The sequence below is a fragment of the Streptococcus australis genome (assembly GCF_015553625.1).
Lineage (GTDB): Bacteria > Bacillota > Bacilli > Lactobacillales > Streptococcaceae > Streptococcus > Streptococcus australis_B.
In genome coordinates, this window is record NZ_JADNGY010000013.1 from 1 (window position 1) to 26,467 (window position 26,467).

Genomic DNA, 26,467 nt, shown 5'->3' on the forward strand with positions numbered 1-26,467 from the left:
GGAGTGTACCAGATAATATCTTTCATCCCATTGGCATGAGACCAGAATGGAATCTTCACTTCCTTGTAGCCATCGAAACCTTGAAGATTTTTAGCAGTAATGGTGAAGGTGCCGTCTTTTTCTGATTTTGCAATAGTCAGATCCGCTGAAACCGGAGTCTGATTTTTCTTTCCAATGGCTACTGTCGTCGTTGTTCCACCCACACCCGTCATTTGTCCATTGTTCTGAACATAGTAAAGATGGATATTGTAAAGACCGGTTGAGTTTTTATGGTCCGCCGCTTTTACATTGACGGTATAGGTCCCATTTGCTTGACGATTGGCTGTATACCAAACAAGGTCATCTTGACCACCTGTTTCTGACCAGATCGGTACAGAAACGGTTCGAACTCCATTTGGTGCCTTGACATTTGAGATGACAACGTCAAAGCGACCCGTCATAGTATCGTTATTGACAATGTCAATCTTCCCACTTAAGCTGCCTTCTGTTGGATCCGCTGCAGGTTTTGCGTTCGCTGTAAAGCGACCGGTATAGTCCACACTGTGGTCAAAGAGGTGTTTTCCTGGAAGCAATTCCGCTTGAGAAGTGAACTGCCACGCGCCAGCTTTCCCATTGTAACGCAAGCTTTTCGCATCGTTTACAGACAGTTTTGGAGAAGGGTATTGGGCAACCCAGAAGTTTTGAAGGCCAAATTGAGAGGTGTTGACTGGACCTTTCTTGCGAAGATTGTTTTCATCCAACCAGCTAGCACTGGTGTAGAACATCAAATTGGTGTAGCCATTTTTACGCATTTCATCTGCCCAAGCTTGGGTGGTGCGGTTGATGTTTGGCTGCATCTTAGCATCCTCAAAGTCATTGACCATGAGGGTGTTCTTTGGAAGATTCAACCGTTGCGCCGCTGCAATATAAAACCGTGCTTCTGTACGCGCTGCTTCTTCAGAAGTATAGCGAGAGAAGTGGTAGGTCGATACTTGCAGACCTGCTGCTTGCGCATTGCGAATTTGGTTCTCCGCATTCGGGTTCTTGTACCAAGTGTCTTCTGTCAATTTAACAACAACACCGCCCACGCCCTTATTAGCTAGGGTACGATAGTCACCAATACTAATCTCTCCGTTGTGGCTACTCACATCAACGAATGATTTTGGCTGAACCGCTACATCTGTTGAGCGACCAGCTGGAGCGTGAGTGCCTGTGTTAAAGAAGGTCGTGCTTCCTGTATCAGATGGAAGAGGAGTTTCTTCTTTCTCAGTAGTCGATGCTTCTACCGCTTTCTCTACAGATGGGGTTCCACTTTCTGAAGCCGCGACCTTGCTCGCAGGTGCCACAGCTGGTTCGGTCACATTTGCTGGTGCAGCATAGTTACTTGCGATTGGTGCTACCGACTTTTCAGCAACGGCTACTTCTGGCGCTTTTTCAGCTTGGACTTGGTTGCCTTCAGTAGTAGTGGCCTCGTTTGAAACCAGCTCATCTGCACTGACTCCCTGAGCAGATACAGCCATCAAGACTGCCGCTCCGGCATAAAAAATAAGATCTTTCTTTTTCATATAAACTTCCCTTTATACAAATTTTATACGTTAATCATTTTACCACACGGTTTCAGCGATGAAAAGTTTTATAAGGCGAATTTTTAAAATTAGTGATATTTTTTGAAAAACTAAAAAAAGAAGTCCGTCTGACTTCTTTTGATCTTATGATAAATGATTTAAGGCTGTCTTCAAGTAGTGACCATCTCGGATTTCCTGACCAACACGCTTGGCATTATCTACCAAATCTTGGTAATCGGCATCTGAAAGATTGTCGATGGTCTCCTTCAAGTCATGGAGCGACTCTACTGCAATCCCACAGCCCTTCTCAAGGACAAAGTGAGATAAAGCTGACTGTTTCCACACTACAAGCGGGAAGCCCGATGCTAGATAAAGCGATGCCTTGTGAGAGTTGTTGTAGCGAAGGTACTCGCCAAAAACACCATTACAGGTTTCCGCACTATCCCCATCCCAGACAAGTCCAAAACCACCCTCAAGAGCAGCAGGAAGTTCATCCGGTAGGAAAGAGCCAAAGTAGGTCTCATTCTCTAGGGCTCTACTCTCATCAAAGCCAACACCATAGAGGTTGTAGGCAGGTTTTGCAGGAAGAGCATAGAGATAACCAGCTTTTTTCTGGGCCAAATTCCCTGCTACAATGATTGGTTGATCCTTTGATAGACCATCTTTCTCTTGGTAATCTGGAATCATATAGTCGAAAATTCCAAGGCTGACAATCTTATCTTCCGCAATTCCCTTGTCTACCAAGACAGATTTCATAACTGGATTGTGGGCGATGATCCCATCAGCTGTTTTGAGAAAACTTGCTTCTTGAAGGTACATCCGAATTCTGTGTTTTAAAGGTAGTGAAGTCATATTGGCATGGCGAAGCACTTCTAGGTCATGAATCAAGAGATAGACTTTAATCCCTCTTTTTTGTGCTTTTTTAACCAAATGGGTTGAGAAAAAACTATGGTGAAGCATTGGAAACTGGATCAGCAACTCATCTCCTTGCTTTAGTTGATCCAAGGCTTGACCAAAAGCCTTTGCCTTATGGCGTTGAGCCGTAAGGGTACTCATCTGATACCAATTGTCGACAGAAAGGACCAAGGGATGATAGCCTTCTTCTTTCACAATACTTTCTACGTCATTGCGTGCTTTATTTCCTGCGTTCTTTGCGTTGACATCATGCAGGAATTCTTCTTTTAAATAGTATTTCATAGATTATCGTTTCTCTTAATCAAACTCATTTGCCACGACTTCTAGAGCACGCTCAATGACCACGTGCATGTCGTAGTATTTATAGTCTGCTAGGCGCCCACAGAAGATCACCTTGTCATTTTTAGTGGCTTCTTCTTGGTACTTGGCAAACATAGCGTTGTTCTTTTCATCATTGATTGGGTAGTAGGGTTCATCTCCCCGTTTCCAGTCAGCTGGGTATTCACGTGTGATAACTGTCTTAGGTTGAGTTCCATACTCGAAATGCTTGTGCTCAATGATCCGAGTATATGGAATTTCACGCTCGGTATAGTTGACCACGGCATTCCCTTGATAGTTTTCCTCATCCAAGACCTCGTGTTCAAAACGAAGGCTACGGTACTCCAACTCCCCATGTTTGTAGTCAAAGTACTGGTCAATCATCCCTGTAAAGACAACTTTATCAGCTGAGCTTTCTAGCTCTTCACGATTGGCAAAGAAGTCAACTCCAAGCTCTACTTCCACATCACCCAGCATGTTTTCGATGATGACGTTATAGCCACCGATTGGAATCCCTTGGTAACGGTCATTAAAGTAGTTATTATCAAAGGTCAGACGAACCGGAAGACGTTTGATGATAAATGGTGGAAGGTCTGTGGCAGAACGTCCCCATTGTTTTTCTGTATAGCCCTTGATCAACTTTTCATAGATATCCGGACCAATCAACTTGATGGCTTGTTCTTCCAAGTTTTTCGGTTCAACATCCTTCATATCAGCTGTTTGCTCAGCAATCTTATCCTTGACTTCTTGAGGAGTCTTAGTGCCCCACATAGCATAGAAGGTATTCATGTTGAAGGGAAGATTGTAGAGGCTCCCCTTGTAGTTAGCCACCGGCGAGTTGATATAGTTGTTAAACTCAGCGAACTGGTTGACATAGTCCCACACTTTTTTGTTAGACGTATGGAAAATGTGGGCACCATACTTGTGAACATTGATCCCTTCCACTTCTTCACAGTAGATATTGCCACCAATGTGGTCCCGTTTATCAATGACTTTTACTTTTTTACCACGCTTGGTCGCCTCATGAGCAAAAATTGCCCCCGATAAACCAGCACCAACAATCAGATAATCGTACATAGTTGTCTCCCTTTAAAAATATAGTCATCAGTTTTTAACTTAGCATGCTTCGAACTGATACAAAAACATGTCCAACAATCGTATTCTTTTACCTTATATGAGTCCTCCAACGACTGCTGAGATTATCACTAACTTAATGCTGACTCACCGACTGTTGTCGATGAGTTAACATCCACCGTGTTTCGAGTGAAGAGGATAAACATAAAAATATTATAAGAAGGTACAAACCAAAAGGCTTCAATCATACAGTTGACAGTGATCAAAGAAAGAATAGCAACGTAAAGATATCTCCCTTTCTTGAATTCATCCCTAGATACTAGAACATAAATTAAAATCAAAGCAAGTACCGGAATAATACCATAAGTGAAGAGCATTTGAACGTAGGAAGAATCAACATAGTTGTAGCTGAGAACAGACTCTGTACTTCCCCCTGAACCAATAAATTGAACGCCTCTGGTTCCAAACCAATTCAATTCGTATAAATTAAAGGCATTTTTCCCTAAGGCTAAGCGCCCTGTAATAAATTGATTGATTTTTACATAGAAAGGCGAAGTCCATGAGAAGTGATAAGTCAGATAGAGAATGAGGGAAGAAAAGAGCGCAGCTGAGTAGGGCATGAGGGCATAGAGCCCAATTTTCTTTTCCTTGGTTAAATAAAAGAAAACAAAAACCAAGGTTCCTACAAGCAGTGAATAAGCATTCATCCGAGCGTCACAAAACTTGATGAGAAAGACGGCCAAGAAAAGCCCACTCAGGGTCCGTAACCAGATGTAACGATTCTTCAACAGATAAGAAATCGCTATGAAAAGATAAAAACAGTGCGAGGCAAAATCCGTAGGATAGATAAACCCAAAGGAATTCCGAATAACGCCTCCCCGACTATATTGCAAGTTCGGAATAACTTTTAAAAGAGACAGGAAGAAGACTGATACAAGAATACTTCCACCAACAAAGATATAGGTCCGTAAAACAACCTTCCTATCTGCACTTATTAACAAGGACATCAATAAGGAATAGACTAAAAAATTGAGTCTACCAGTTTTCACAAATACGAGGACACCAATTGATAGTAAGGCTAATGAAAATAACAAGTACGTATAAGAAACATGAATCTTGTTCCAAAATCGCAATGCTAATAGTAAGACTACTAACAAAAGAGTGCTTGCATTCATGTGAAAAATCCCTTTATTCAACATCGTTGTTGATAGGGTATTAAAGAATATGACGATAGCTACGACAACACTAACGAGGAGGTCGTCAAATTTCATTTTTAACATATTGATAATACATTGATAAAAAACAAGAAAGCACGGATAACAAGAGACAGGTTCGTCTTGTGCCAGACAGAAGTGTCCATCTCACTATTTATATCCAAGCTGATCAAGAATCTTTTATCTTTCCTTTCTCGGCCTCTCTTTTCATAGTTACCATTATTTCGTCTAGCAAGTACCTCTTCCATCTTTATGGATGAGTCTTGCTCTATGCACGTTTCGTAAATTGCTGTTTCAACTCTTTCACATCCACCACCTTGAAGAGTAAAATCAAGGTTCCATAGATGACCCCACCTAGTCCAGCATACAGAACGACATTCAGAGTCGGCGAAAAATGGACAATGGACTTGACTAGTAGCAAGAGACCATACATGAGGCCTGAAGCGAGCACAATCTTCATCATTGAGCCTATAATCGGCACTTCTTTAAGATAAGCTCGTGTGAAGTAGAGTTGAATCCCCCATACCAAAGCTTCTGTCAACACTGAGACAATCGCAGCTCCAATAAAGCCCAGTTTTGGTAGGAAGATGAGGTTCAATCCGACACTGACAATGGCAGGTACAGTAGTCGAAATCATAAATTCTTTATTTTTATTATGAGGGATCAGAATTTGAATCCCCATGATATTGGTCCATCCGATAAAGAACATTCTAAAAATCATGATGGCAATGGCATAACGCGCATCCTGGAAGTCCTTCCCTAGGAAGAACTGAACAAAGTCATCATTGACGATTAGCATGCCGGCAATAATGGGGAAAATGACCAAATTATAAATCAAAAAGGACATTTGGTGCATCTTATTAACCGCCTTGTGGTCTCCTGAGGATAAGAGACTCGATACCCGAGGCAACATGACACTGCCCAGTGAGGTCACCAAGGTCAACAAAATATTGACCAGTTTTAAGGCTTGGTCATAAATCCCCACATCCTTTGTAGAGGCGAGAGCCCCCAGCATGGTTCGGTCCAAGGTGACATAGAGGGAAATGGCAATCTGCGGTAAAAAGAGCAGAATGACCGGCTTCAAATGCACCCGTGCATAAGCCATATCAAAATGGGCTTTCCCAATGAACTCCCGAGCAGGTAGCCACATACTGAGCTGACCTAAGAGCTCAAAGATGGTCAGTAAGAATACATAGAGATACAGATCATTGGCAGATTTGACAAACAAGAAGATGGAGATGACTCCAACTAGTTTGACCGTGATATTCCGAACCGTAATCTTGCGAAAATCTTCTAATCCCTGAAAGAGCCAAGAAATGTCGAGTCCCTTAGAAACCAAACTAAGTCCTAGGATATAAGCAACAGGATTTTGCATGGAAGGTAGGGTGAGACACAAAAGAACATAAAGGGTAAGAGATAAAATCGTAGCCCCCAACTGGAGGGTATAAATCCCCCAGAAATTCTTCTGGATATCTTTCCGATGTCCTGAGATCTCTTTGGTTCCATAATTGGCCACTCCTAGCGTCGCCAAGAGGATAAAATAGGTGACGATGGAGTTGAAATAGCCATAGGTCCCCAAGTCATTCGAGCTAAAAACCCGTGTTACATAAGGGGTGGTGATAATCGGCAAGATAATCACCAGCAACTGGTAGGAGAGATTATAGGCGTAATTTTTTAACACTTTCATGACTGTCTACAATCCCCACTTGAAGACCGTTTTAAACGGTGTGATCAAATCCGTCGCAAAAGCTCGGTGAATATCTGGAATGGTTTGAACTTCTCCATCAACGTGAATAATGTTTTTCAAACGACTTTGGACTCGACGATTAGCCAGCATCTCTACAGCCCGCTCGAAATCTTCACGACCTGAGCGAGAAGACCCCACAAAGGTCAATCCCTTTTCAAGAACATCTCTTGTATTAACTGCGACCCGGTTATCACTAACCCCCATTAACATCACGGTTCCTTGAGGCTTGATATGATCAATAATATCATTGATGGCTGGTTCACTTCCTTGGCCACCAGTACACTCAAAGGCGTGATCAAACAGTTGGTCGTCTGTCAACTCGCTGGTCAAAATTGCTTGATGAATGAAATTAAACAATTGCAGTTTATCACTGTTGCGCCCAACTACAGTTATCTTCAAATCTGGGTATAGATAGTGCAAAGAAGTCGCAACCACATATGAAAGACTACCATCTCCTAAAATCAAAACGGACTCTCTTCGTTGGTGGGCAATGAGATCAAAGCGATGAATGGCATGCATGGCAACACTACTAAATTCCGCTAAGGCTGTCACAGGACCCCGAACTTCCTCTGGATAAGCCACTACACGATCCAGTGGCAAGGCAACAACTTCCTGCATAAAGCCATTAAAGCCACTAGACAAGAAGTGCGTCCCCTCCAAATAATTTTCAAAGAAGACACCCTCTGTTTGATGAGGAGGTTGATTGGGAACCATAGCCACAATCTGTCCTGGTTGATAGGTTCCCGTAGAATCCGCTACCACGATACCAGACGACTCATGGATCAGGGCCATGGGTAATTTCTTTTTAAGCACCTTAGGATCCCGTTTCCCTTGATAGTAACGTTGGTCCGCATGACAAATAGCCATGTAATAGGGGCGAATCAACACCTTGTCTCCACGGCTCATGTCTTCTTCTTGGTATTTGATGGTAATATTTTTCGGCTGGGTCAGCTGAAAGATTTGGTTCAACATATTAATTGTCCTCAATCATACCGCGTGCAATTTTCAAATCTGTAATCGTCGTAATTTTAATATTGGAATATTCCCCTTTGGCCAGGGCAACTTTTTCCCCATTGATGACAAAGATCTTGCAGGCATCCGTCAAGACTTCTTTCTGCTGGTCACTCAAATCATGATACAAGGCGAGGAAATCTTTCATTTTAAAGGTCTGAGGGGTTTGACCCTGATAGAGGTATTGCCGCTCTGGGATATCCGTGATAAAGGTATTATCCAAGCTTTGAACAATAGTATCGGTCGCTTCAACGACTGTATCTACAACAGCATGGCTCTTGGCCAATTCAATATTTTCTTGAATGGTCTTTAGGCTGACAAAGGGACGAACCGAATCATGTGTAACAATAATATCCTCATCTGTTAAAGGCTGCACCTTATCGATAGCCTTGATGATATTTTCGATGGTAGAGTTTCTGTCACTTCCTCCCTCTACAACCAAGATCCGTTCCTTATAAGAAGCCAAGTATTTGTCTACTAGATCTTCCGTATAAGTCACCCAGTCCGGATGAATTCCCAATACAATTTTCTGAATTTCATGAACTAATAAGAACTTCTCAACGGTATGGATTAAAATAGGACGTCCCCCCAAATCCAAAAATTGTTTGGGCATATCCGTAATCCCCATCCGTGAGCCAGTTCCACCTGCTAAAATCCCAGCATAAATCATCCTAAACCTCCTGTTTTTGTATCTTTTCCTTCCCTAGAATATAGCCATTGGCGATCTAGCCTAATTTTGCTCTCACCTTTTGATACAACTGAGGAGAAAGGAGCAAAAGAAGGTATTTGAGTTTATTTTTTCTTGTAATATGTGAATTGACTAGAATATCTTTCCAATAGCGACGATATTCTTTGCGAATCTTGTTGACTTGGTCATACATTTGAGAACCTAATAAGGCATGGACCACATGCAAGCCATTAAAGACATAGCGTGTATTGACTGCTTTTTTCATTTCCTGATCATCAGGATAGTCTCGATCAACATAGGCTCTGTTCCATTCCATAGCCTTATAAAAATCCAAAAGGCGATCGCTATACTTCGAATTAACGATACTACCCGCTCTTCGATAGTATTTATAGAGATTGAGGTCGCTAATAGCAATCTCCTTGCAAGTAGCAATATGTTCATACGCAATGGCTAAGTCTTCATAAATCATTCCTTCAGGGTAGGGATATTGAAGTAGAATCTCTTTCTTATAGAGTTTCCCCCCCGAATGAGTCCCTACATGGCGACCATAGAACATCTCTTTGAGAGCTGTATGACGATCCAATTTTCTTGGACTCTTTTCATTTATGTCACCCGAAAAATCTTTGTCCTCATGATTTCTAACTTCAATGACCGGAGTCGATACAAAATCAACATTATACTGTTCTTTCAATCCCATCAAATATTCAACGGTCCTGCGATCATAGTAATCATCTGAATCTAGAAACATTATCCAATGAGCTGTTGCAGCTCTTACACCCGTATTTCGAGCATTAGAAAGTCCACCATTCTCAATATGCAATACTCGAATACGGTCATCTTCCTGGGCATACTGGTCACAAATTTCTCCTGAACGATCGGTTGATCCATCATCGACCAGGATGATTTCAATATTTGAATAGGTCTGTTGTCTAAGACTACCGACACTATACTGTAAATACTCCTCGACATTATAGACCGGTACGACAATCGAAACCTTTTCCATTATGCTAATCCCTTCATGATAATTTCTACAATCTGTTGACAAGCCGTTCCATCCCCATAGGGATTGCTTGCCCGGCTCATCTTCTTGTATTCGTCTTGGTCTTCCAGAAGGAGCTTAAAGTTGCGATAGATGGCTTCTTCTGTTCCGACCAATTTCAGAGTCCCTGCGGCCACACCTTCTGGACGTTCAGTTGTATCGCGCATGACAAGGACCGGCTTCCCTAAAGAAGGCGCTTCTTCTTGGACGCCACCTGAGTCCGTCAAAATCATATAGCTTTGGTTCATGAAATTATGAAAATCAATCACTTCCAGTGGCTCAATGATTTTCATTCGTTCATTCTCTCCAAAAATCTTGCTGGCCAATTCTCTGACCTTTGGATTTTTGTGAATGGGATAGACCACCTTCACATCTTCAAACTCTTCCAAAATCCGGTTGACCGCACGGAACATGTGTTCCATGGGTTTCCCAAGATTTTCGCGACGATGGGCCGTCAACATGATGAGTTTACTTCCTTTCGCCCATCCTAAAATAGGATGATCATAGTCTTCTTTCACCGTTGTCTTTAAGGCATCAATTACTGTATTTCCCGTAATGAAGATATTGGTACGTCCTTCTTTTTCTAGGTTCGCTTTTGAAACCTGGGTCGGAGCAAAGTTGTAGTCTGCCACAATAGACGTAACCTGACGATTAAACTCCTCGGGATAAGGACTTTGAAGGTTGTAAGTCCGTAAACCTGCTTCCACATGACCCACTTTGATACCCATATAAAAGGCCGCCAAAGCTGTCGCAAAGGTGGTAGTGGTATCCCCATGGACGAGGACAATATCAGGCTTCTCCTTCTCCAAGACCGGTTGGATTTTCTCTAAGATTGATGTCGTAATGGTAAACAAGGTTTGGTTAGCCTTCATGATACCAAGATCATAATCTGGAGTAACCTGAAAGACCTCCAAGACCTGTTCTAACATTTCCTTGTGTTGTCCTGTTACACAGACCACTGTCTCAATCGTATTGTGCTGCTTGAGTTCATTCACCAAAGGACACATTTTAATGGCTTCTGGACGCGTCCCAAAAACCAACAGTACTTTTTTCATTTTGAACCCTTTCTCAACGATTGGTAAAAGTGTCGATAGTTGTCTAAGAAGATAGAATAGCTAAACTTGGTATCATAATCCCTCTTTGCTTGAGCAGCCAAAGAGGCTCTTCTCTCAGGATTCCCTGCTAAGTCTTTAATTGCTTGAGCCAAGGCTTGCGGATTCTCAGCTGGGACGAGGATCCCATTCTCAGAGTTGACTACTTCATTCACACCTGGAATATCTGTTGCAATCATCGTTTTACCGTTCATAAAGGCCTCGATTGCGACCAATCCAAATCCTTCAAAGACTGATGGAAGAACACAAAAATCAAAGCTATTGATACACTCTACTATGTCACTCCGGTAGCCTAAAAAATGAATTCTCTTTTCAAGCGCCAACTCTTTTGTTTGTTTTATCAAATCATTTCTCAATTCTCCGTTACCAATAATGAATAGGGAGACGTTTGGCTTTGTCACTAGTGACATGGCTTCGATTAGATAAGTTAAGCCTTTTTGTTCCGATAAGCGAGCTATACAACCTACTTTGATACCGTCACACTTAGTAATGTCATTTACTGTATGATCACTGTGTTGCATTTTCACTCCATTATAAATCACAACAGAGTTTTTTGACTTTACGTCATTAAGGATATTTTCCTGGACAGCTTGACTAACAGCAACCGTTCGAGCCTTTCCTAGGGCAAATTTATAAAGTGGCAATTTGTCCTTAAAAACATTATGGGCTGTGTAGACATGAAGCAATTTCGGATGACGCAATTGCAATAAACGAATATAGAAAGCAGCCATTCGATGATGGGTGTGAACAATATTGATCTGCTGGTCTTTTATAATTTTAGATAGGCTAGAAAGAATAGCAAGTACAGTGGATGGATTCTTACTATCGACATCCAAAATCTGATGATGCTGTATCCCATTTTCTGCCAACTTTTCTTCCCACAATCCACCAGTCGAAGCGACATGAACCTGGTCAAATTCATCCTTGAGGTCTGTCGCCAACTGATAGACAATTCGCTCCGCCCCACCGATGTCCATGGTCCGAGAAATATGAAGAATATTATTTTTTTGCTTTCCGTTTTTCATGTACTACTCTCTTAATAAAAGTCGCATTTCCTACAAAATAGCGCTTGAAGAGCCGTTTGGGTTCATTGGCCACACGGAACAACCATTCCAGATTGGCCTTTTGCATCCACATAGGCGCCCGCTTGATATGGCCTGAGAGGACATCAAAGCTTCCTCCTACTCCCATAAAGACAGAGTTTACGCCATTGTCCATAAACTTCTGGATCAAGTACTCCTTTTTAGGAGAGGTGATGCCAACAAAGACAAAGTCAGGATTCTTCTCACGAATATCCTCTTGAATAGCCTCCTCCTCTTCAGCAGAGAAATAGCCATTGCGATGACCCACTACTCGGAGATTCGGATAATCCTTTTTAAAGTTAGCCAGCATATCGCTCAAGACTTCTTCTTTTGCACCGAAGAAGTAGACAGAGTAGCCTTTTTCATTGGCCAAATGGAGCAATTCCTGCATCAAATCAATGCCTGCCACGCGCTCTGGCACAGAATAGCCCAAATAGCGCGCAGCGAGAACAACAGAAGCACCGTCTGCATTGATGATTTCAGACTCATTGACAATCTTCTTGATGGCCTCATCTGTCGCACACTGATTGAGCTTATCTGCGTTGACCCCCATCAAATGGAGCGGTTTTTTATCTAGGACAAACTGTTCTGTAGCAGCAACGGTTTCAGCCATTGTTAAAGGGTCAATCCTGACCCCCATCATTGTAAAACTTTTCAAACTTATTCTCCCCAAGTGGATTCAAAGTGACCTTTTTGCTCTGATTTTTCAGGCAGCTTCATATAATTGCCATAGATCTTTGTCAGATATGCATCCGGATCGGCATGACCACTGATTTTAATAGTTTCAAAATCAAGGAGTTGTGGCTCCCCGAATACTTCTTTGTAGGCCAATTCTCTCTCGCGATAGGATCCTAAGACATTCCCCACGAGATCACTTGTCTCAAAGTCATATTTTTTGATCGTATTTTGTAACTTCTGATTGATTTTTTCAGTATTTAGTAACTTGTCTAGGTGAAGGACCTTAGAGACCTTCACAATTGTATTTTCAAAGAAACCTCGGTCGCGATTATGCAGGCGATTAATAACAGATATTTTTGAAAGGGCACGATAATACTTAATTTTATTGGTGTGTAAGAAATAGTGGAAACCATCTGATGGATAACCATCTAAAGGAAACACATCGATAAAAGGACTACACACAACCCCACCAAATTCAATTTGAAGGGAAGTATCCATGATGGATGTGTTACCCAAATTATCATCATGGATTCTTAGGATGACATGATCTGGCAATTCCTTTTCGCAAATTTCCAGGAATTTTTCATAATCTTTTCTAGGCATTCCCAAATCCATATCATCATCCCAGGGAATAAATCCTTTGTGACGAATAGCTCCTAATAAAGTCCCACCTAAAGCATAATAGCGAAGATTGTACTTAGAACAAATCTCAATATACTTTTCTAATAAGGACAACTCTCCTAATTGAATCTGTCTTACTTTACTCATTCTTACTTCGCTCCATCTCGTTTAAACACAACTTTGATCGTTTTCAGCAAGATTTTAATATCTGACCAGATCGTCCAGCCATCAATATAAGATATATCTAAGCGAACGACTTCATCAAAGTCTGTAATTTCGCTACGACCACTCACCTGCCAAAGCCCTGTAATACCAGGCTTAAAACTCAAGCGACGTTTTTGTTCTGGAGTGTATTTCTCATACTCATCCACTGTTGGCGGACGGGTTCCAACCAGACTCATATCTCCCTTTAGAACATTGAAGAATTGTGGTAACTCATCTAGACTGGTCTTGCGGATAAAGCGCCCAATCGGCGTAATCCGAGGGTCATTATCCATTTTAAACATGCCACCGGTCATGGTGTTTTGATCCAACAATTCTTTTTTCCGCTCCTCTGCATCGACATACATCGAACGGAATTTATAAAATTTGAAATAGCGCCCATTTTTCCCGACTCGTTTCTGGACAAAAATAGCAGGACCTCCATCCTTGCGAATCAAAGGTACCAATACAATCGCTACCAAACCACAGATAACCAAGCCTACCAAGGAGCCACAGATATCGATCACACGTTTCGCGGTCACGTGGCTAGGTTTGTAGAAGTTAGTCGAGAAAGTGACGACATTGAGCCCAGCCACTTCTCGAATCCGTTTGTTGCCAGCAAAGTTCAAATCAAAAGCATTGAGGTTAACGGTGACGTCAATCCCCATAGTCTCAAATTGTGAGACATACTCACCAATGTCATACTCTTCACTTGGAAGATTGAGAAAGACTTCGTCTACCACTTCATAGGTCGCAAAGGTTAACAGGTCTTCCTTCGGAACAACCCGAACAGTTGGGTGTTGAAAGTTTGGGCGGTCCAATACTGTGACAGCTATTACTTCTCCACCGCTATCATTTGACGAAAGAAGCCGATCCAGAACTTTATCCAAACGAGAATTTGCCGTAATCAAGAGAATCTTGTGACTTCCTTTAAGGCTGTAATAGAAGCGTCGCCAATAGCGTTTGATGAGGTAGTTCATCAAGTAAAGAGTCAGAGTAAGAAGCACTAGAAAATAAATCATCCCCCGACGGGAGAGGGAGAACTTCTCCTCCAAAAAGAAGCTCGAAAAACTGATGGCAAGCGCGAAACACAAGCTGTATTTCAAGGTTTGTAAGAAATCAACCAGGTGCCCCCGCTTGAAATAATCTTGGTTGTAATCACTGACGTAAAAGGCTACGTAATGCAACAAATACAGATAGAAAATTGTATTAGAGTGGATTTCTGTCTCTGTCACAAAACTAAACAAATAAGCCACAACTAAGACTGGTAAGCTCTGGACAAAGGCCAAAGCAAATTTGTGAAATCCCCTTCCTTCTGTCATAATATCCCTATCCTATCCCTTATCTTTTTTTCCCATAATTGCCATAGTTCCCGTAATTACCATAGGAACCATATTTTTCTAATTGAATATCAAATTTATTGAGGACCACTCCTAGGAAGGGTGTCCCCGTCTGCTCTAGTTGCTCTTTGGCCTTCTGCACAGCCTTGCGACTAACAGCTCCTGCTGCCGTCACAATCAAGCTACCATCACAGCGTTGAGCAATAATCGCTGCATCAATCACCATCCCAATTGGTGGGGTGTCGACAACGATATAGTCATAGTGATTGCGAAGCGCCTCAAGGATGACCTCGAAGTTTTTACTTTGCAAGAGACCTGTCGGGTTTGGAGAAATCTGACCTGACAAGAGAACGTCCAATTTTGGATAATCTGTCGTCGCAATCGCTTGGGAAATCTCACTCTTACCAGAAAGGACTTCTGTCAATCCAGCGACACGGCCTTGGCTCTTGAAGACACCTGTCATCACCGAGTTACGGATATCCGCATCAATCAACAAGGTACGATAGCCCGCACGCGCAAAGGCTGTCGCTAAATTCGTAGAAATGGTTGATTTTCCTTCGTTTGGTTGCACAGATGAGATGGCAACGACCTTGATATTCGTCCCACTCAACTGAATATTGGTACTCAAGGCATTAAAATATTCTTCAGCCTGAGTCATCGCTGCTAATTTGCTTTTTACAATTTCTAAGGTTGCCATGAATTCTCCCTCTTACAGTTTCTTCACACTAGGGATCACACCTAATAGTGTGATGCCCATCACTTCTTCGATATCTTCTGGTTTCTTCACACGGTCATCCAATACCTCTGACAAGATCACCAGAATGGAAATCAAGACACCACCAAGGACAAAGCCAATGACAACATTTCGTTTGATATTTGGTGAAGAAGGATTCTGCGGGACAACTGCCTCATCCAATGTTGTCACGTCAGACACCTTTGTTACAGCAATAATTTTTTCTGCCGCTACATCTTTCAAACCATTCGCGATCCGAGCTGCTTCTTTGGGATCTGGATCTGATGCTGTGATAGACAAAATCCGAGTATCTGTCGGAACTGCTACTGAGACTTTCTTAGCAAGCTCTGCTGGCGTCATTTCCAACTTCAACTCTTCAATAGCCTGGTTCAAGACGTTTTGAGAAAGGATAATCTCGCGATAGTCTTTAACCAAGTAGGATCCCGCTTGAAGATCTTGGTTGGTCAAGGCATTGTTTTCTTGATTCTGACGGCTGACCACGTAGATACGACTGGTACTTTGGTAGATTTTCTTCGCCACAAATGCGCTGTAGCCTAGGGCTCCGATCGCAAATAGCAAGGCCGTAATTAGAATTGAGAATTTACGACGCCATAAGGTTTTAAAGAGGGAGACCACATCCAATTCGATCTCTTTGCTCTCTTGGTTTTTCATATTCACTTTCTCCTTTTCAATCTCCGTGATGGAACTTGATGATTAAAACAATTCGTCATCCAATAATGTTTGCTGATTTTCAACAAAAAGGGCACGCGCCCGGTCACTACCGTAGCGTTTTTCAATCAACTGATAAGCCTGGTCCATGTATGGAGGGCGCTGATCAACATTGTGCATATCGCTGGCAACAAAATGGACCAAGTCCTTATCCAAGAAATATTGGGCACGATGTTTCATGAACTTATAGCGATCACCAAACAACTTCGGCTTGAGGACACTCGAACTATTGATCTGGGTATAGCATCCCATTCGGATTAATTCTCGCACCCGTTTTTCATTTTTTTCCAAACAGTGGTAGCGTTCAATGTGGGCAACCACCGGAGTCACTCCTAAGCGCAAAACTGCACTTAAGGCCTGGTGAATCTCCTTGTAGGGGGTCGCCATACTAAACTCGATCAAGGCAAAACTGGTCTCAGCAAGCGTTGGAATAGTCCCGGCTTCTAGCTTTTCTAGGATATCTCGCGTATAGTAGATTTCTGCTCCGAAATGCAGTTTCATTTCAGGCAGATAGGTCTCTACCATCTCTTTTACTGCCAAGTAGTTTTGATAGATCTTTTCTTCTGGGGTTTCAAACATCCCTTTTCGACGATGGGACGTCGAAACGATGGTACGAACCCCTTGACGGTAGCTTTCCTCGATGAGGAGCTTGCTATCCTCAATCGTCTTTGGTCCATCATCCACATCAAAGACAATGTGTGAATGAATATCAATCATTGTTTTTTCCTTCCATGGTTTGGTTTATTTTTTCTTTGGCTTGTGCCACGCTATCAGCATTCAGCTCCATCATGTAAAGAGCAGATCCTGGCATCGCATATGAAGGCAAGTCATTTCGTCCTTGTCCAGTGACAGCTTGTGAAGTCACCTTGTAGCTTCCACCAGTCTCCAACTGTGTATTGACCAAATTCATAATGGTTGGCAAGGGCATATTGGTTTGCAAGGAATCTTGTAAACCAGAAACGATTTCGTTGTAATTGCTCAATGCTTTGGTCGATGTTAATTTATGGATAATGGCTGCGATGACTTTTTCTTGGTTCTTCCCACGATCGTTGTCTCCACCTTCGAGAGAGTAGCGTTCACGGACAAAGCCAAGGGCCTGTTCCGAATTCAAGTGAACTTCCCCTACAGGGAAGTGGTAGTTCCCGTGTAGACTTGTAAACTCTTGATCATTTTCTACATCAATCCCTCCGACGAGGTCGACAAGCTTCAAGAAGGATGTGAAGTTCAAGCGGACATAGTAGTCAATCTTGATGTCGTACAGATTTTCTAAGGTATGAATAGACGCATCTACTCCGTAAATCCCAGCGTGGGTCAACTTATCCCCTTGGTTGTTCCCGCCATCAGCAATTGGAACATAGGCGTCACGCGGAGTCGTGGTCAGCAAGACTTGCTTGGTCTTTCGATTGACCGTCATGATAATATTGACATCAGACCGAGAAACCGAAGTGACTGGACCGTAAGTGTCAATCCCGCTGACATAGATGTTAAAGGTATCCGCATTGGCATCTGCCTTTGCCTTGGTTTCCACTTGGCGACGGATCTTGTAAGAGTAGATTTTCTTTATTTTTTTTGCGTAGTCAGCATCCACACTTGCTACAGTATCTTCAAAGGTACTATTCAGGACGATGGCTTTCGTCTTGTCTTCTTGTAGGGCCTGGTAGGCTGCCGCATAAGATTCCACATCTTCGATGGTCAAGTCATGCTGGCGCGTTTTCTTCACTTCCTCTACTAGGGCCATCAGATCATCTGCATTATTATTCCCCGTAGGCGCTGCTACACTGCTGATTTCTTTGATATCTTGGATTGGGCTATCATCTTTGACATAGACAGCCATTTCAAATTCCGTATAATTGGCATTTCTGTTCACATTTCCAGCGACATCGACCAATTGCTGGGTAACATAGGTTCCCACAGAGGTTCCTAGCAAGCCCAGGACCAATAAAAATAGCGTCGTCTTTTTAGCCTTGCCTGCAAGGATCAAACCCAAGGTTAAAAAAAGTCCGCCAACCAGCAAGGCCGTCACAAGGATATTCAAATAGCGAAAGGCTAGGATATTGTAGCTAAAGACATTATAAAGAAAGAGCCCAGCCACAAGTAGCGTTAAGACCCAGAGACCGCTATTGACAATCCGTAGCTGATCCCAACTGCTAGTTCTAGTTGAGCGTTTGTTTTTTCTGCTTTGATTCATTTTATCCCCCATACTATTTTCTTAAATATTATAACATAAAATCAGCCTAAAAATCGGAATCTAGGCCCAATTCTCCACTATTAATTTTATACTATTCTGAGCTCTCTGTACAGCAATATGGGACAAAGAAATGAGTAAATAAAAAAGGTGAGGAAACTCACCTTTTTGAATGTAGATAAACTATTATTTTACATAAAACAGCCAGTTACTCTTCAAAAATGATTTATTTTGCCATTTAAGAAGATTAAAAACTTTCCGCTATGAGAAAAGTGCCTGAAACACAATAGTTTCAGGCACTCGGGAGTTTTGAGAGTAAAACAGTTTGGGAAACTGTTTTAGCCCGAGCCCAGAAATTAAAGAGCGAGGGGGCTCAAAACTAAGTCATGGAACTTCTTCGAAGTTCGCTGACGTCCGCACTCACCTAAGGAAAGTTTTTCGGAAGACTTTATCTTCAATCTGAAGGTGAGGAAACTCACCTTTTGTATAGATTTATACTTTATCTTTTGAGGTTGAACTTGTATCTGAATCCTTGCTAGTTGAGTCACTCTGTGAGGAATTGCTTCCTTTACGAGTTTCAGCTCCATCAGCAGAATATTCGTTTACAAAGATTTCCTTACGCAATTCAAGGAAGCTTTCATCGCTAAGGATGTAACGTCCTTCTTTGGTTTTAGTCAATTCCAAAGTATACTCGCGTGGTTCGATGTAACCAAAGTCTTCATTCAAACGGTCAAAGGCATAATAGAACAAGAAGTTGTTCAATAGAGACAAGCGTTTTTCTAGTTCTGGATCTGTGTTGTCTTCTAATTTTTTAACATCTTCAATTCCGTTTTCAAACAAACTAGATTTTGCACGGTTGATCAAGTTAGCCAAGTCACGTGTTGCAATCGCACGAGATTTGAAGGTAACTGTCGCAGTATCTCCTTCGTCTTCAACCTTAGTGATTTCATAGTCATCACCAATCGTTGCTAACACTTTGAAACGAGCTTGGTCAAACAATTCCAAGATTTTTTCTGGAGTGAATGTTTCAGTTGTCAGTTCAAGCGTGAAGTCTTCTGCAGGTAGATATTTTGATGCATTTTCATCAACAAATTTTTCAGTAATTTGTTTTTTCCACTTATCAACCGATGTTCCCATCAAAGTTGTGAAACCAGAAGAATGGTCAGTGAAGATGGCACGAAGAATGATATCTCCATCTTTCTCAATTTGTTTTTTTGTTTTTTCTTCTTTTGATTCGCTAGATTGTTCTACCTTGTCCTCTTTGGCTGGTTTTTTCTCAGTAGCTGGTTTTGACGAACAAGCTGCCAACAACAACAAGCAGGCTGGTAAGACACCATATTTTACGAGCTTTTTCATAAGTTATCCTTATTTTTTATAGATTATGTTCATTATACCAAAAATAGCCCCCTTGAACATTCTTAGACAAGCCTATGTAAGGAAATTGTAATATTTTGTCTCTCCTTCGTAATAAAAAAGACCCCTTCTATTATGGAGGGGTCTAAGCACCTATAGCATGGGCGCAAATAACTGCATAATTTCTTTGATCAAATGCTGGTACCAGGTGATCCGGAAAGTGTCCAACTGGATCTGCTGAGATACGAAGAATATCTCTTCAAAATCCGCTCGGATCTTGGTCAATTCTGGGCTTCGATACATCCAGACAGCATTCTCATAGTGATGGACTAGACTCCGATAGTCAAAATTGATGGTCCCGACTACTGCGACTTCATCATCGGCCAATACTTGCTTGCTATGGATAAAGCCTGGAGTGTACTCATAGATTTTTACCCCTGCTTCCATCAGGTCTGGATAAGCCCCTCGTGTAACGATTTGGATCAACTTTTTATCCGGAATGGAGGGGGTCACGATGCGTACGTCAACGCCTCGGAGTGCCGCATTTCGAATATCTTCTGTCAAATCATAATCAATGATTAAATAAGGGGTCGTAATATAGACATAGTCCGTTGCCTGATTGATGATATTCTGATACACAGCCTTACCAACCTGGGACTTATAGATCGGTTTCGGTCCACTACCAAAGGGGATATAGAAACCTTCACCATCTACCGCTTGGTTTTCCATATGGTATTTATCAAAATCTTCAATTTCTCCCTGGTTAATGTACCAGTTCATGAGAAAAAGTCGCGTCAAGGCCTTGACGGCTCGACCATCCAAGCGCACTGCACTATCCTTCCAATGGCCGAAGCGTTCTCTCTGGTTGATATACTCATCCGCTAGGTTGACCCCACCTGTATAGCCAATCTGGCCATCAATGACCAAGATCTTTCTGTGGTCTCGGGTGTTATAGGCCACCGTTAATCGTGGCACCACCTTGTTAAACTTGTGGGCATCAATACCTAACTTGCGCAAGCGTTTGGTATAGTTCCCCTTAAGGGTCGCCATACAGCCAATATCATCGTATAACAGCTTCACTTCGACCCCTTCTTTAACTTTCTCAAGTAGGATATCTAGGATGCTGTTCCACATCAGACCTTCCTCGATGATATAAAATTCGAGAAAGATAAATTTCTTGGCTGAGCGCAAATCCTCCAACAATTGTGGAAACATCTGGTCCCCTAGTGGAAAAAAGGTCGAAGCTGTCCCGTTGTAGAGGTCTGCATTGTGGTCCATGGATAGAATAGACTTGACCATCCCATAGACGGTCTTGCTCTCTTCCTTTAACTGGAGGCGAAGCTCGTGGCTGTTATCCTCACGGAAATTCATGGACTCCATATTTTCCAACTGAACCATTTCTTTTTTGGACAGACGACGCTCCCCAAACATGAGGTAAAGAAGGAAGCCAAAGACTGGGATGACGGCAATCAAGAGCCAGGTCACCTTGCTCTCTGGAGGCATATTGCGGTTGACGATCGCCAAAATGGTCGAGATGTACAAGAGGACCATGATGGTGACAGACATCCAATTGGGGAACCATTCATTTAGCCAAAAGAAGGCCGCAAAGGACAGCCAGAGTTCAAACCCCATAAAGAGGATACTGAACCCATATTTGGACATTAACAATCGAATCTTTCGAAAACTCACCCTCATTCTCCTTCTTTTATAATCCCTACTAGTATACCAGTTCTAAGAAGGGAGCGCAAACCCGATAAAATGAAAAAAGAGAGTGGGACAGAAATCGGTAATTCGTTAGAATTCGATTTCGTCGTCCCACCTCCGCACAGTTGAGTAGGGCTGTAAAAGCTGATAAAATCAGCGTAGTAGAGCCCACTCAACCACTGCGTCTTGCTCGACAATCCAAAGACAATTGAGAGGCTAGGATTTCTGTCCCACTCTCATTTCTGCTAGTTTATTTCTTGGTCAGAACAATCGTATCCTGATCACCCAAGTCTTGATCCGCTTCTTTCAGGGTCAATTGTTTCCCCTCCAGTTGATAGCGGTAGCCATCATCTCCGATAAAGAGGATCTGGTTGGCAGCATCTAGCTTGACCTGTTTCAGCTCTTGCTCTCCATCTGCCTCTACAGCCGTCCAAGTCCCTGAATCACCAGCGATGACGAGCGTCACTTGATCGCTTTCATCCATTCCCATATAGGTTCCGTTCAGACCTGCTTGGTTAACCTGCGGACTAGTCGTTGTCTGTTGAGAAGAAGTTGCCGTTGTGGTCGTCGCACTTGATGACGTGTTCGTTTGCGATGGTGTTTGCTGGTTCGAACACGCTCCAAGTAGGAGGACTGTAGCTGTTACTAATAAAGCAGTTACTTTCTTTGCCATGGATGGTCTCCTTTCGCGCCAACTTTTCAACGGACTTCCCCGTTCATTTGTGGCTCACCTTTAGTATACGATAGAGGTAGTTTTCGGTCAATCTTTATGACTGGCCGATGAGGGTTACTGCCTATAAAGGATTCTTTCCTTGCTCTAGTAGATAAGCGCGAACTTCTGAAATGAAGTAGAGTGAGCCAGTGACAAATAGCAGCTCTTGGCCATCTTGTCGGCTATAAAAATCCTGTATGTAATCTCTGAAATCAGCTACATAAGGATATCCTAAGCCATCCGCCTCTTGGACAACTTCCCCATAAGCAAAGGTCGTCACCGTTAAGTCCGCCTCCGGCAAGTCTCTTGAAAAGATCTCCAACATTCCCTGGTAATCCTTGCGTTTTAAAGCACCAAAGAGGATCTTCACGCGCTTATCTGAAAAAGTGCGGGCATATTCGACCAAGCGATGGATGGCATGGGGGTTATGAGCGCCATCTAGATAGATGCCTTGGCTAAAGTTTTCCAGACGACCCGGCCAGCTAGTCGCTTGCAAAGCCTCCCGAACACCGTTTTCATCGACCGCCAGACCTCTCTGCTCCATGAAGAGGAGAAAGGCTTCGAGAGCCACCGCAGCATTCTCTTCCTGATAAGCTCCATTGAGCCCAATTTTTAGTGAGTCAAACCGATGCTGCGCATCTTGAAAGACGCCCTTCACCAGTTGGAAATCTTCTCCATAGCGAGCCAATGGACAGCCTATTGCCTGGGCCTTTTCTATGCAGACTTGCTCAGCCTCTTTAGCCAGTGGACCGATAACAGCCGGCTTCCCGGCTTTAAAGATTCCAGCTTTTTGCCTAGCAATGGCCTCTAGGCTTCCTCCCAAGGTCTCCTGATGATCCAGCCCTACTGAGGTGATCACTGCTACCTCTCCTGTGATAACATTGGTCGTATCAAGGAGGCCTCCGATCCCAACCTCGATCAAGGCCAGGTCTACTTTTTGTTCATGGAAATACAAAAAGGCCAAGAGGGTGATGATCTCAAAGTAAGAGAGTTGGTCGTGGGTCTCGAGAAGCTGAGACTCCATCGCTTGGATGCTCTGACCCAAGCGAATCAGATCTTGATCCGAAATTGGTTGCCCATTGATACAAATCCGATCATGCATACTAACGATATGTGGAGAAGTAAAGGTCCCTACTTTCAGACCATGCTGTTGGAATAGTTGGCGCATAAACGCAATGGTTGAGCCCTTCCCGTTAGTCCCCGTCACATGGATCATCGGAACAGCTTCATGAGGATCCCCTAAGAGCTTTACAGCCTGTTGCATCCGCCCCAAGCCTGAACGAAAATTGAGTCCAATTCGGCTATTCATCCATTCTTCAATTTGATTCATTTCTTTCTCCTAAAAGAAAAGAGCGATCAAGCCTTCTTGCTGGCTCACGCTCTGCTATTTCTTTGGTTTCTTATTTCACTTCCAATATTTTTAGAAGCTGGGCTAAAAACATCCACTGGACTTACTTGCGGTCCTTGTTTCTAGCGCAAGGGTAAAAATGTTCACTGAACTTACCAACTCTTTCCAGTCTCTTGGAGTTGGGGTGATACAGTCTCCCAGACTGTATCACTCCTCCATAAAGCTGTTGAAGACTTCTTCAATCATGTTCCATTCATCATCTGAATCTTCTGGGATTGGTTGAAGGTCGCCTTCTGTTCCGTCTTCGTTTTCAGTAAATGAGTAAGCTTGGATTTCTACTTCACCGTTTTCATCTTCTTCTGCATTTGCAGGAATCAAAAGAACATAGTTTTTACCAAATTCTTCTTTTCCATCAATGGTCAAAAGGATTTCAAACAAGGTTTCGTTTCCTTGCTCATCTACCAATGTAATCAATTCGCGTTCGTCATGGTTGTGATCATGATCATGATTGTGTGCCATCTTATTTCCTCTTTTTTCTAAAATTTTCGATCTAAATAATTTTGCAAAATCAACTGGGCAGCCAATTTATCAATTACTTTTTTTCGCTTATTTCGGCTAATATCCGCTTGCTCAATCAGCATCCGCTCTGCGGCAACGGTCGTCAAACGCTCATCTTGATACTCAACCGGCAAGTTGAATAACTCTTCAAGGCGCTTTCCATAAGCTTGACTCGCTTCCACTCGAGGACCGCTTGTGTTGTTCATGTTTTTCGGTAAACCAACCACAAACCGATCAACCCGGTATTCCTTCACCAGTTCAGAGAGACGGTCAAAACCAAACTCTCCTTTCTCCTCATCAATCTGAATAATCTCCAGACCTTGAGCAGTAAAACCTAATGGATCACTGATGGCTACTCCGACTGTCTTCGAGCCAACGTCTAGTCCCATAATTCTCATTAGAGATCGATCCCTTGCCCTTTCAAGTAGTAACGAACCAATTCTTCAACAATTTCATCTCGTTCGTACTTACGAATTTGGTTGCGAGCGTTGTTATAACGAGGTACATAAGCAGGATCACCACTGAGTACATAACCAACGATTTGATTGATTGGATTGTAGCCCTTCTCATCCAAAGATAAGTAGACATCCTTTAATGTATCACTAATTTCTTTACGGTTTGAATCGTCAAGATTAAAACGTACTGTTTCGTCTGTAAATCCCACAATACCACCCTCTTTCTTTATATTCATACTATTATATCATAATTTCCATACTTTCTCAAATGAAAATTACTGATTTCATGGGCTTTCTTGGACTTTTCATCACTTGTTTCCGAAAGCAATCTTCTACAGTTTTCAATGACTTTATTTTACTTCTTTAAAACCATTTTTTTCCATGTTTTTGATGAAAAGCGTTGGAGAATAGGTCTTGATCATTTTGCAAATTTCTCCCAAGTCTTCGCTGTTTTTAATGTCATCGAAGTCTACTTTATCAGGGTCAATCTCAATCTCAGAGACCATTGCTTCACCTGTCCAATCTGATGTCACGGTGATTCCATCGTAGTCTCTCAATTCATCAATGCCACCTTCTCCTTCGTAACCTTCGATCAAGGCTTCTTTGGCACCTTCTTTATCATCCTCTGCATCGATCAACTTCTTGATTTCAGCTTTGAATTCATCCGACACATGAGTTGCTAGTTTGATGGAAACTTTCTTGTATTTCTTTCCTTGGTAGGATACGGTTACTGTGATTTCCTGTTTACCTACCACGTCAACTTCATCAACATCTCTGTCAATCTTAAAGGTCCGAGTGATGACGCTATCTTTCGATAGGGAGTTGCCCCCTTTTGATTGAGAATTCCCACAACCTACCAAGACAAGCAATCCAGCAACGACTAGTAATAGAAATTTTTTCATGTTTTCTCCTTATTCTTCTTTTGCTCCATTACGGAGTAGATTATTCATATATTCCGTTGGTGACAACTTCAACAAATCTGCAATATTAGCTGATTTGAAGTACTCTAACTCAACCGCTTTTTTAGTATCCAACTGGGTGAAATCATAGGTGATGACCGTTTGGTATTCATTTTCATTTGGTACGGTCAGTTCAATGGTAAAGCCTGGAAGAGTCCGCGCCTGTTGGAGTTGTTCATCCTTGTCCATCGACTCCACCATCAATCGTTGGGCTTCTTCGAGGCCGACCTCTTGAATGGCTTTTTTCAATTCATCACTAGCAGGAGTGGTATTGGTCATGACCAATTTTTGTAATTGTTCCCCTTGATAGGTGATGGTCTGCTCTTGGCGAATACCTTTCTCATCTGTTGGAAGAACAAAGTGTTTGGTAAAGACTTGCTGCTCTTCTGCCTTCTCTAACAAATTTCGATTTTCTTTATTGAACGATTCGATTTTAGCACTGTTGGATTTTTGAACACTGGAAGAGTCGGTTTTCCCTTGTTTCTTCTGTCCACAAGCTGTCAGCGTCAGGAGCAAGACTCCGAGACAAATAAGCTTCTTTTTCATGTTTTCTCCTTTGATAAGCTTCTATAAAAGGGATTTTCCCCACAGAAGTATTGTACCATAGAATGCCCCGCAAAAACATTCTTACAAGCATTTTTTGTGGATTCTTTATCGAGACACAAAAGAAAAAGTCGAGATCTTGACATCTCGACTCTTCTCAGTAGCTCAATGTTTGGCTACTTGTTCTTATAGGGCTGCTCTTAAGCGAGCCTCCGCATTTTCAACATTTCGTACAGAACGTGGTAAAAAGGCCCGAATATCATCTTCCTTATAACCAACTTGAAGTCGCTTGTTATCCACTAGGATAGGACTTTTCAAGATTCGTGGTGTTTCTAAGATGATATCGATGACTTCATTCATGCTGAGATCTTCAATATCGACACCTAGATTCTTAGCGTATCGGTTTTTTGAAGAAACGATACTTGCAATGCCATTTTCTGTTTTGGTCAAAATATCGAGTAATTCTTCTTTTGTAATCCCTTCTTTACCAAGGTTTTGTTCTTTATAGATCAACTGATGAGCATTTAGCCAAGTTTTGGCTTTTTTACAACTCGTGCAACTTGAAACTGTGTAAATTTTAATCATGCATGCACTCCTTTCGCCA

At 42.3% G+C, this 26,467-nt stretch carries 27 protein-coding genes; all 27 read right to left on the minus strand.

The genetic code is table 11. From position 1 onward, the window contains the following. The coding region (locus I2D56_RS09375) for a GBS Bsp-like repeat-containing protein (RefSeq protein WP_195348418.1) at positions 1 to 1,544 on the minus strand (1,544 nt) is incomplete at its 3' end. Between the two features lie 144 nt (positions 1,545 to 1,688). Then, positions 1,689 to 2,741, minus strand: a complete 1,053-nt coding sequence (locus I2D56_RS09380; protein ID WP_195348419.1) for a sugar transferase — start codon at positions 2,739 to 2,741, stop codon at positions 1,689 to 1,691. Positions 2,742 to 2,756: 15 nt separating this feature from the next. Continuing rightward, the gene (gene glf / locus I2D56_RS09385; protein ID WP_129269810.1) at positions 2,757 to 3,854 is read right to left on the minus strand and encodes a UDP-galactopyranose mutase; all 1,098 of its coding nucleotides are present in this window, start codon (positions 3,852 to 3,854) and stop codon (positions 2,757 to 2,759) included. Positions 3,855 to 3,982: 128 nt separating this feature from the next. Further along, positions 3,983 to 5,131, minus strand: a complete 1,149-nt coding sequence (locus tag I2D56_RS09390; RefSeq protein WP_129269808.1) for a polysaccharide polymerase — start codon at positions 5,129 to 5,131, stop codon at positions 3,983 to 3,985. 202 nt (positions 5,132 to 5,333) lie between these two features. Next, entirely contained in the window at positions 5,334 to 6,752 is a 1,419-nt protein-coding gene (locus I2D56_RS09395) for a flippase (RefSeq protein WP_126404956.1), read from the minus strand. Between the two features lie 6 nt (positions 6,753 to 6,758). Next, positions 6,759 to 7,784, minus strand: coding sequence for a zinc-binding dehydrogenase (locus tag I2D56_RS09400; protein WP_129269806.1), 1,026 nt, complete (start codon positions 7,782 to 7,784; stop codon positions 6,759 to 6,761). A gap of 1 nt (position 7,785) precedes the next feature. After that, positions 7,786 to 8,493: a 2-C-methyl-D-erythritol 4-phosphate cytidylyltransferase gene (locus tag I2D56_RS09405; protein WP_118396286.1), complete on the minus strand. Its 708-nt coding sequence runs from the start codon at positions 8,491 to 8,493 to the stop codon at positions 7,786 to 7,788. A 55-nt stretch (positions 8,494 to 8,548) separates the two neighbouring features. After that, complete coding sequence (locus tag I2D56_RS09410; RefSeq protein WP_123160702.1) at positions 8,549 to 9,514, minus strand: glycosyltransferase family 2 protein; 966 nt, start codon at positions 9,512 to 9,514, stop codon at positions 8,549 to 8,551. Further along, positions 9,514 to 10,605, minus strand: coding sequence for a non-hydrolyzing UDP-N-acetylglucosamine 2-epimerase (gene wecB, locus I2D56_RS09415; protein WP_195348420.1), 1,092 nt, complete (start codon positions 10,603 to 10,605; stop codon positions 9,514 to 9,516). Before wecB ends, I2D56_RS09410 begins: the two co-directional genes overlap by 1 nt. Continuing rightward, on the minus strand, positions 10,602 to 11,687 hold the full coding sequence (locus I2D56_RS09420) for a glycosyltransferase family 4 protein (protein ID WP_123160704.1): 1,086 nt from the start codon (positions 11,685 to 11,687) through the stop codon (positions 10,602 to 10,604). The genes wecB and I2D56_RS09420 overlap by 4 nt, the downstream gene beginning before the upstream one ends. Continuing rightward, complete coding sequence (locus I2D56_RS09425) at positions 11,662 to 12,387, minus strand: WecB/TagA/CpsF family glycosyltransferase (RefSeq protein ID WP_374030892.1); 726 nt, start codon at positions 12,385 to 12,387, stop codon at positions 11,662 to 11,664. The genes I2D56_RS09420 and I2D56_RS09425 overlap by 26 nt, the downstream gene beginning before the upstream one ends. A gap of 17 nt (positions 12,388 to 12,404) precedes the next feature. Next, positions 12,405 to 13,190 (minus strand): LicD family protein, encoded by a 786-nt coding sequence (locus I2D56_RS09430; protein WP_123160706.1) that lies wholly within the window; start codon positions 13,188 to 13,190, stop codon positions 12,405 to 12,407. Positions 13,191 to 13,192: 2 nt separating this feature from the next. Then, positions 13,193 to 14,566 (minus strand): sugar transferase, encoded by a 1,374-nt coding sequence (locus I2D56_RS09435; protein WP_195214236.1) that lies wholly within the window; start codon positions 14,564 to 14,566, stop codon positions 13,193 to 13,195. 19 nt (positions 14,567 to 14,585) lie between these two features. Next, complete coding sequence (locus I2D56_RS09440; RefSeq protein ID WP_195214237.1) at positions 14,586 to 15,281, minus strand: tyrosine-protein kinase; 696 nt, start codon at positions 15,279 to 15,281, stop codon at positions 14,586 to 14,588. 12 nt (positions 15,282 to 15,293) lie between these two features. Further along, entirely contained in the window at positions 15,294 to 15,989 is a 696-nt protein-coding gene (locus I2D56_RS09445; RefSeq protein ID WP_129269790.1) for a Wzz/FepE/Etk N-terminal domain-containing protein, read from the minus strand. 42 nt (positions 15,990 to 16,031) lie between these two features. After that, a complete protein-coding gene (gene cps4B, locus I2D56_RS09450; RefSeq protein ID WP_129269788.1) occupies positions 16,032 to 16,763 on the minus strand; it encodes a capsular polysaccharide biosynthesis protein Cps4B in 732 nt (243 codons plus the stop codon). Continuing rightward, positions 16,756 to 18,234 carry an LCP family protein gene (locus I2D56_RS09455; RefSeq protein ID WP_195214238.1) on the minus strand — a complete coding sequence of 493 codons (1,479 nt, stop codon included), beginning with the start codon at positions 18,232 to 18,234 and terminating at the stop codon, positions 16,756 to 16,758. Before I2D56_RS09455 ends, cps4B begins: the two co-directional genes overlap by 8 nt. A gap of 489 nt (positions 18,235 to 18,723) precedes the next feature. After that, positions 18,724 to 19,587, minus strand: coding sequence for a hypothetical protein (locus I2D56_RS09460; protein ID WP_173018614.1), 864 nt, complete (start codon positions 19,585 to 19,587; stop codon positions 18,724 to 18,726). Positions 19,588 to 19,737: 150 nt separating this feature from the next. Next, entirely contained in the window at positions 19,738 to 21,273 is a 1,536-nt protein-coding gene (gene cls, locus I2D56_RS09465) for a cardiolipin synthase (protein WP_195348421.1), read from the minus strand. Positions 21,274 to 21,538: 265 nt separating this feature from the next. Further along, positions 21,539 to 21,961: an SP_0198 family lipoprotein gene (locus tag I2D56_RS09470; protein ID WP_129822575.1), complete on the minus strand. Its 423-nt coding sequence runs from the start codon at positions 21,959 to 21,961 to the stop codon at positions 21,539 to 21,541. A gap of 121 nt (positions 21,962 to 22,082) precedes the next feature. Next, complete coding sequence (locus I2D56_RS09475) at positions 22,083 to 23,330, minus strand: bifunctional folylpolyglutamate synthase/dihydrofolate synthase (RefSeq protein WP_195214240.1); 1,248 nt, start codon at positions 23,328 to 23,330, stop codon at positions 22,083 to 22,085. Between the two features lie 225 nt (positions 23,331 to 23,555). Beyond that, positions 23,556 to 23,867, minus strand: a complete 312-nt coding sequence (locus I2D56_RS09480) for a DUF1292 domain-containing protein (protein ID WP_006595405.1) — start codon at positions 23,865 to 23,867, stop codon at positions 23,556 to 23,558. Between the two features lie 17 nt (positions 23,868 to 23,884). Further along, positions 23,885 to 24,304, minus strand: a complete 420-nt coding sequence (gene ruvX / locus I2D56_RS09485; protein WP_023027379.1) for a Holliday junction resolvase RuvX — start codon at positions 24,302 to 24,304, stop codon at positions 23,885 to 23,887. After that, the gene (locus tag I2D56_RS09490; protein ID WP_006597020.1) at positions 24,304 to 24,570 is read right to left on the minus strand and encodes an IreB family regulatory phosphoprotein; all 267 of its coding nucleotides are present in this window, start codon (positions 24,568 to 24,570) and stop codon (positions 24,304 to 24,306) included. The genes ruvX and I2D56_RS09490 overlap by 1 nt, the downstream gene beginning before the upstream one ends. A gap of 141 nt (positions 24,571 to 24,711) precedes the next feature. Continuing rightward, positions 24,712 to 25,263: an SP0191 family lipoprotein gene (locus I2D56_RS09495; RefSeq protein ID WP_023024703.1), complete on the minus strand. Its 552-nt coding sequence runs from the start codon at positions 25,261 to 25,263 to the stop codon at positions 24,712 to 24,714. 9 nt (positions 25,264 to 25,272) lie between these two features. Next, positions 25,273 to 25,866: an SP0191 family lipoprotein gene (locus I2D56_RS09500; protein ID WP_023024705.1), complete on the minus strand. Its 594-nt coding sequence runs from the start codon at positions 25,864 to 25,866 to the stop codon at positions 25,273 to 25,275. A 183-nt stretch (positions 25,867 to 26,049) separates the two neighbouring features. Further along, positions 26,050 to 26,448, minus strand: coding sequence for a transcriptional regulator Spx (spx, locus tag I2D56_RS09505; protein WP_006595399.1), 399 nt, complete (start codon positions 26,446 to 26,448; stop codon positions 26,050 to 26,052). Positions 26,449 to 26,467 lie beyond the last annotated feature (19 nt).

Bases quoted from the DNA above. Each gene is read 5' to 3' on its own strand.
- I2D56_RS09470 (WP_129822575.1), bottom strand. From the start codon at position 21,961: ATGGCAAAGAAAGTAACTGCTTTATTAGTAACAGCTACAGTCCTCCTA.
- I2D56_RS09475 (WP_195214240.1), bottom strand. From the start codon at position 23,330: ATGAATCAAATTGAAGAATGGATGAATAGCCGAATTGGACTCAATTTT.
- glf (WP_129269810.1), bottom strand. From the start codon at position 3,854: ATGTACGATTATCTGATTGTTGGTGCTGGTTTATCGGGGGCAATTTTT.
- I2D56_RS09435 (WP_195214236.1), bottom strand. From the start codon at position 14,566: ATGACAGAAGGAAGGGGATTTCACAAATTTGCTTTGGCCTTTGTCCAG.
- I2D56_RS09395 (WP_126404956.1), bottom strand. From the start codon at position 6,752: ATGAAAGTGTTAAAAAATTACGCCTATAATCTCTCCTACCAGTTGCTG.
- I2D56_RS09460 (WP_173018614.1), bottom strand. From the start codon at position 19,587: ATGAAAAAGCTCGTAAAATATGGTGTCTTACCAGCCTGCTTGTTGTTG.
- I2D56_RS09420 (WP_123160704.1), bottom strand. From the start codon at position 11,687: ATGAAAAACGGAAAGCAAAAAAATAATATTCTTCATATTTCTCGGACC.
- I2D56_RS09430 (WP_123160706.1), bottom strand. From the start codon at position 13,190: ATGAGTAAAGTAAGACAGATTCAATTAGGAGAGTTGTCCTTATTAGAA.
- I2D56_RS09500 (WP_023024705.1), bottom strand. From the start codon at position 25,866: ATGAAAAAGAAGCTTATTTGTCTCGGAGTCTTGCTCCTGACGCTGACA.
- ruvX (WP_023027379.1), bottom strand. From the start codon at position 24,304: ATGAGAATTATGGGACTAGACGTTGGCTCGAAGACAGTCGGAGTAGCC.
- I2D56_RS09380 (WP_195348419.1), bottom strand. From the start codon at position 2,741: ATGAAATACTATTTAAAAGAAGAATTCCTGCATGATGTCAACGCAAAG.
- I2D56_RS09445 (WP_129269790.1), bottom strand. From the start codon at position 15,989: ATGAAAAACCAAGAGAGCAAAGAGATCGAATTGGATGTGGTCTCCCTC.
- spx (WP_006595399.1), bottom strand. From the start codon at position 26,448: ATGATTAAAATTTACACAGTTTCAAGTTGCACGAGTTGTAAAAAAGCC.
- I2D56_RS09410 (WP_123160702.1), bottom strand. From the start codon at position 9,514: ATGGAAAAGGTTTCGATTGTCGTACCGGTCTATAATGTCGAGGAGTAT.
- I2D56_RS09390 (WP_129269808.1), bottom strand. From the start codon at position 5,131: ATGTTAAAAATGAAATTTGACGACCTCCTCGTTAGTGTTGTCGTAGCT.
- I2D56_RS09425 (WP_374030892.1), bottom strand. From the start codon at position 12,387: ATGATGGGGGTCAGGATTGACCCTTTAACAATGGCTGAAACCGTTGCT.
- I2D56_RS09405 (WP_118396286.1), bottom strand. From the start codon at position 8,493: ATGATTTATGCTGGGATTTTAGCAGGTGGAACTGGCTCACGGATGGGG.
- wecB (WP_195348420.1), bottom strand. From the start codon at position 10,605: ATGAAAAAAGTACTGTTGGTTTTTGGGACGCGTCCAGAAGCCATTAAA.
- I2D56_RS09480 (WP_006595405.1), bottom strand. From the start codon at position 23,867: ATGGCACACAATCATGATCATGATCACAACCATGACGAACGCGAATTG.
- I2D56_RS09455 (WP_195214238.1), bottom strand. From the start codon at position 18,234: ATGAATCAAAGCAGAAAAAACAAACGCTCAACTAGAACTAGCAGTTGG.
- I2D56_RS09400 (WP_129269806.1), bottom strand. From the start codon at position 7,784: ATGTTGAACCAAATCTTTCAGCTGACCCAGCCGAAAAATATTACCATC.
- cps4B (WP_129269788.1), bottom strand. From the start codon at position 16,763: ATGATTGATATTCATTCACACATTGTCTTTGATGTGGATGATGGACCA.
- I2D56_RS09440 (WP_195214237.1), bottom strand. From the start codon at position 15,281: ATGGCAACCTTAGAAATTGTAAAAAGCAAATTAGCAGCGATGACTCAG.
- I2D56_RS09495 (WP_023024703.1), bottom strand. From the start codon at position 25,263: ATGAAAAAATTTCTATTACTAGTCGTTGCTGGATTGCTTGTCTTGGTA.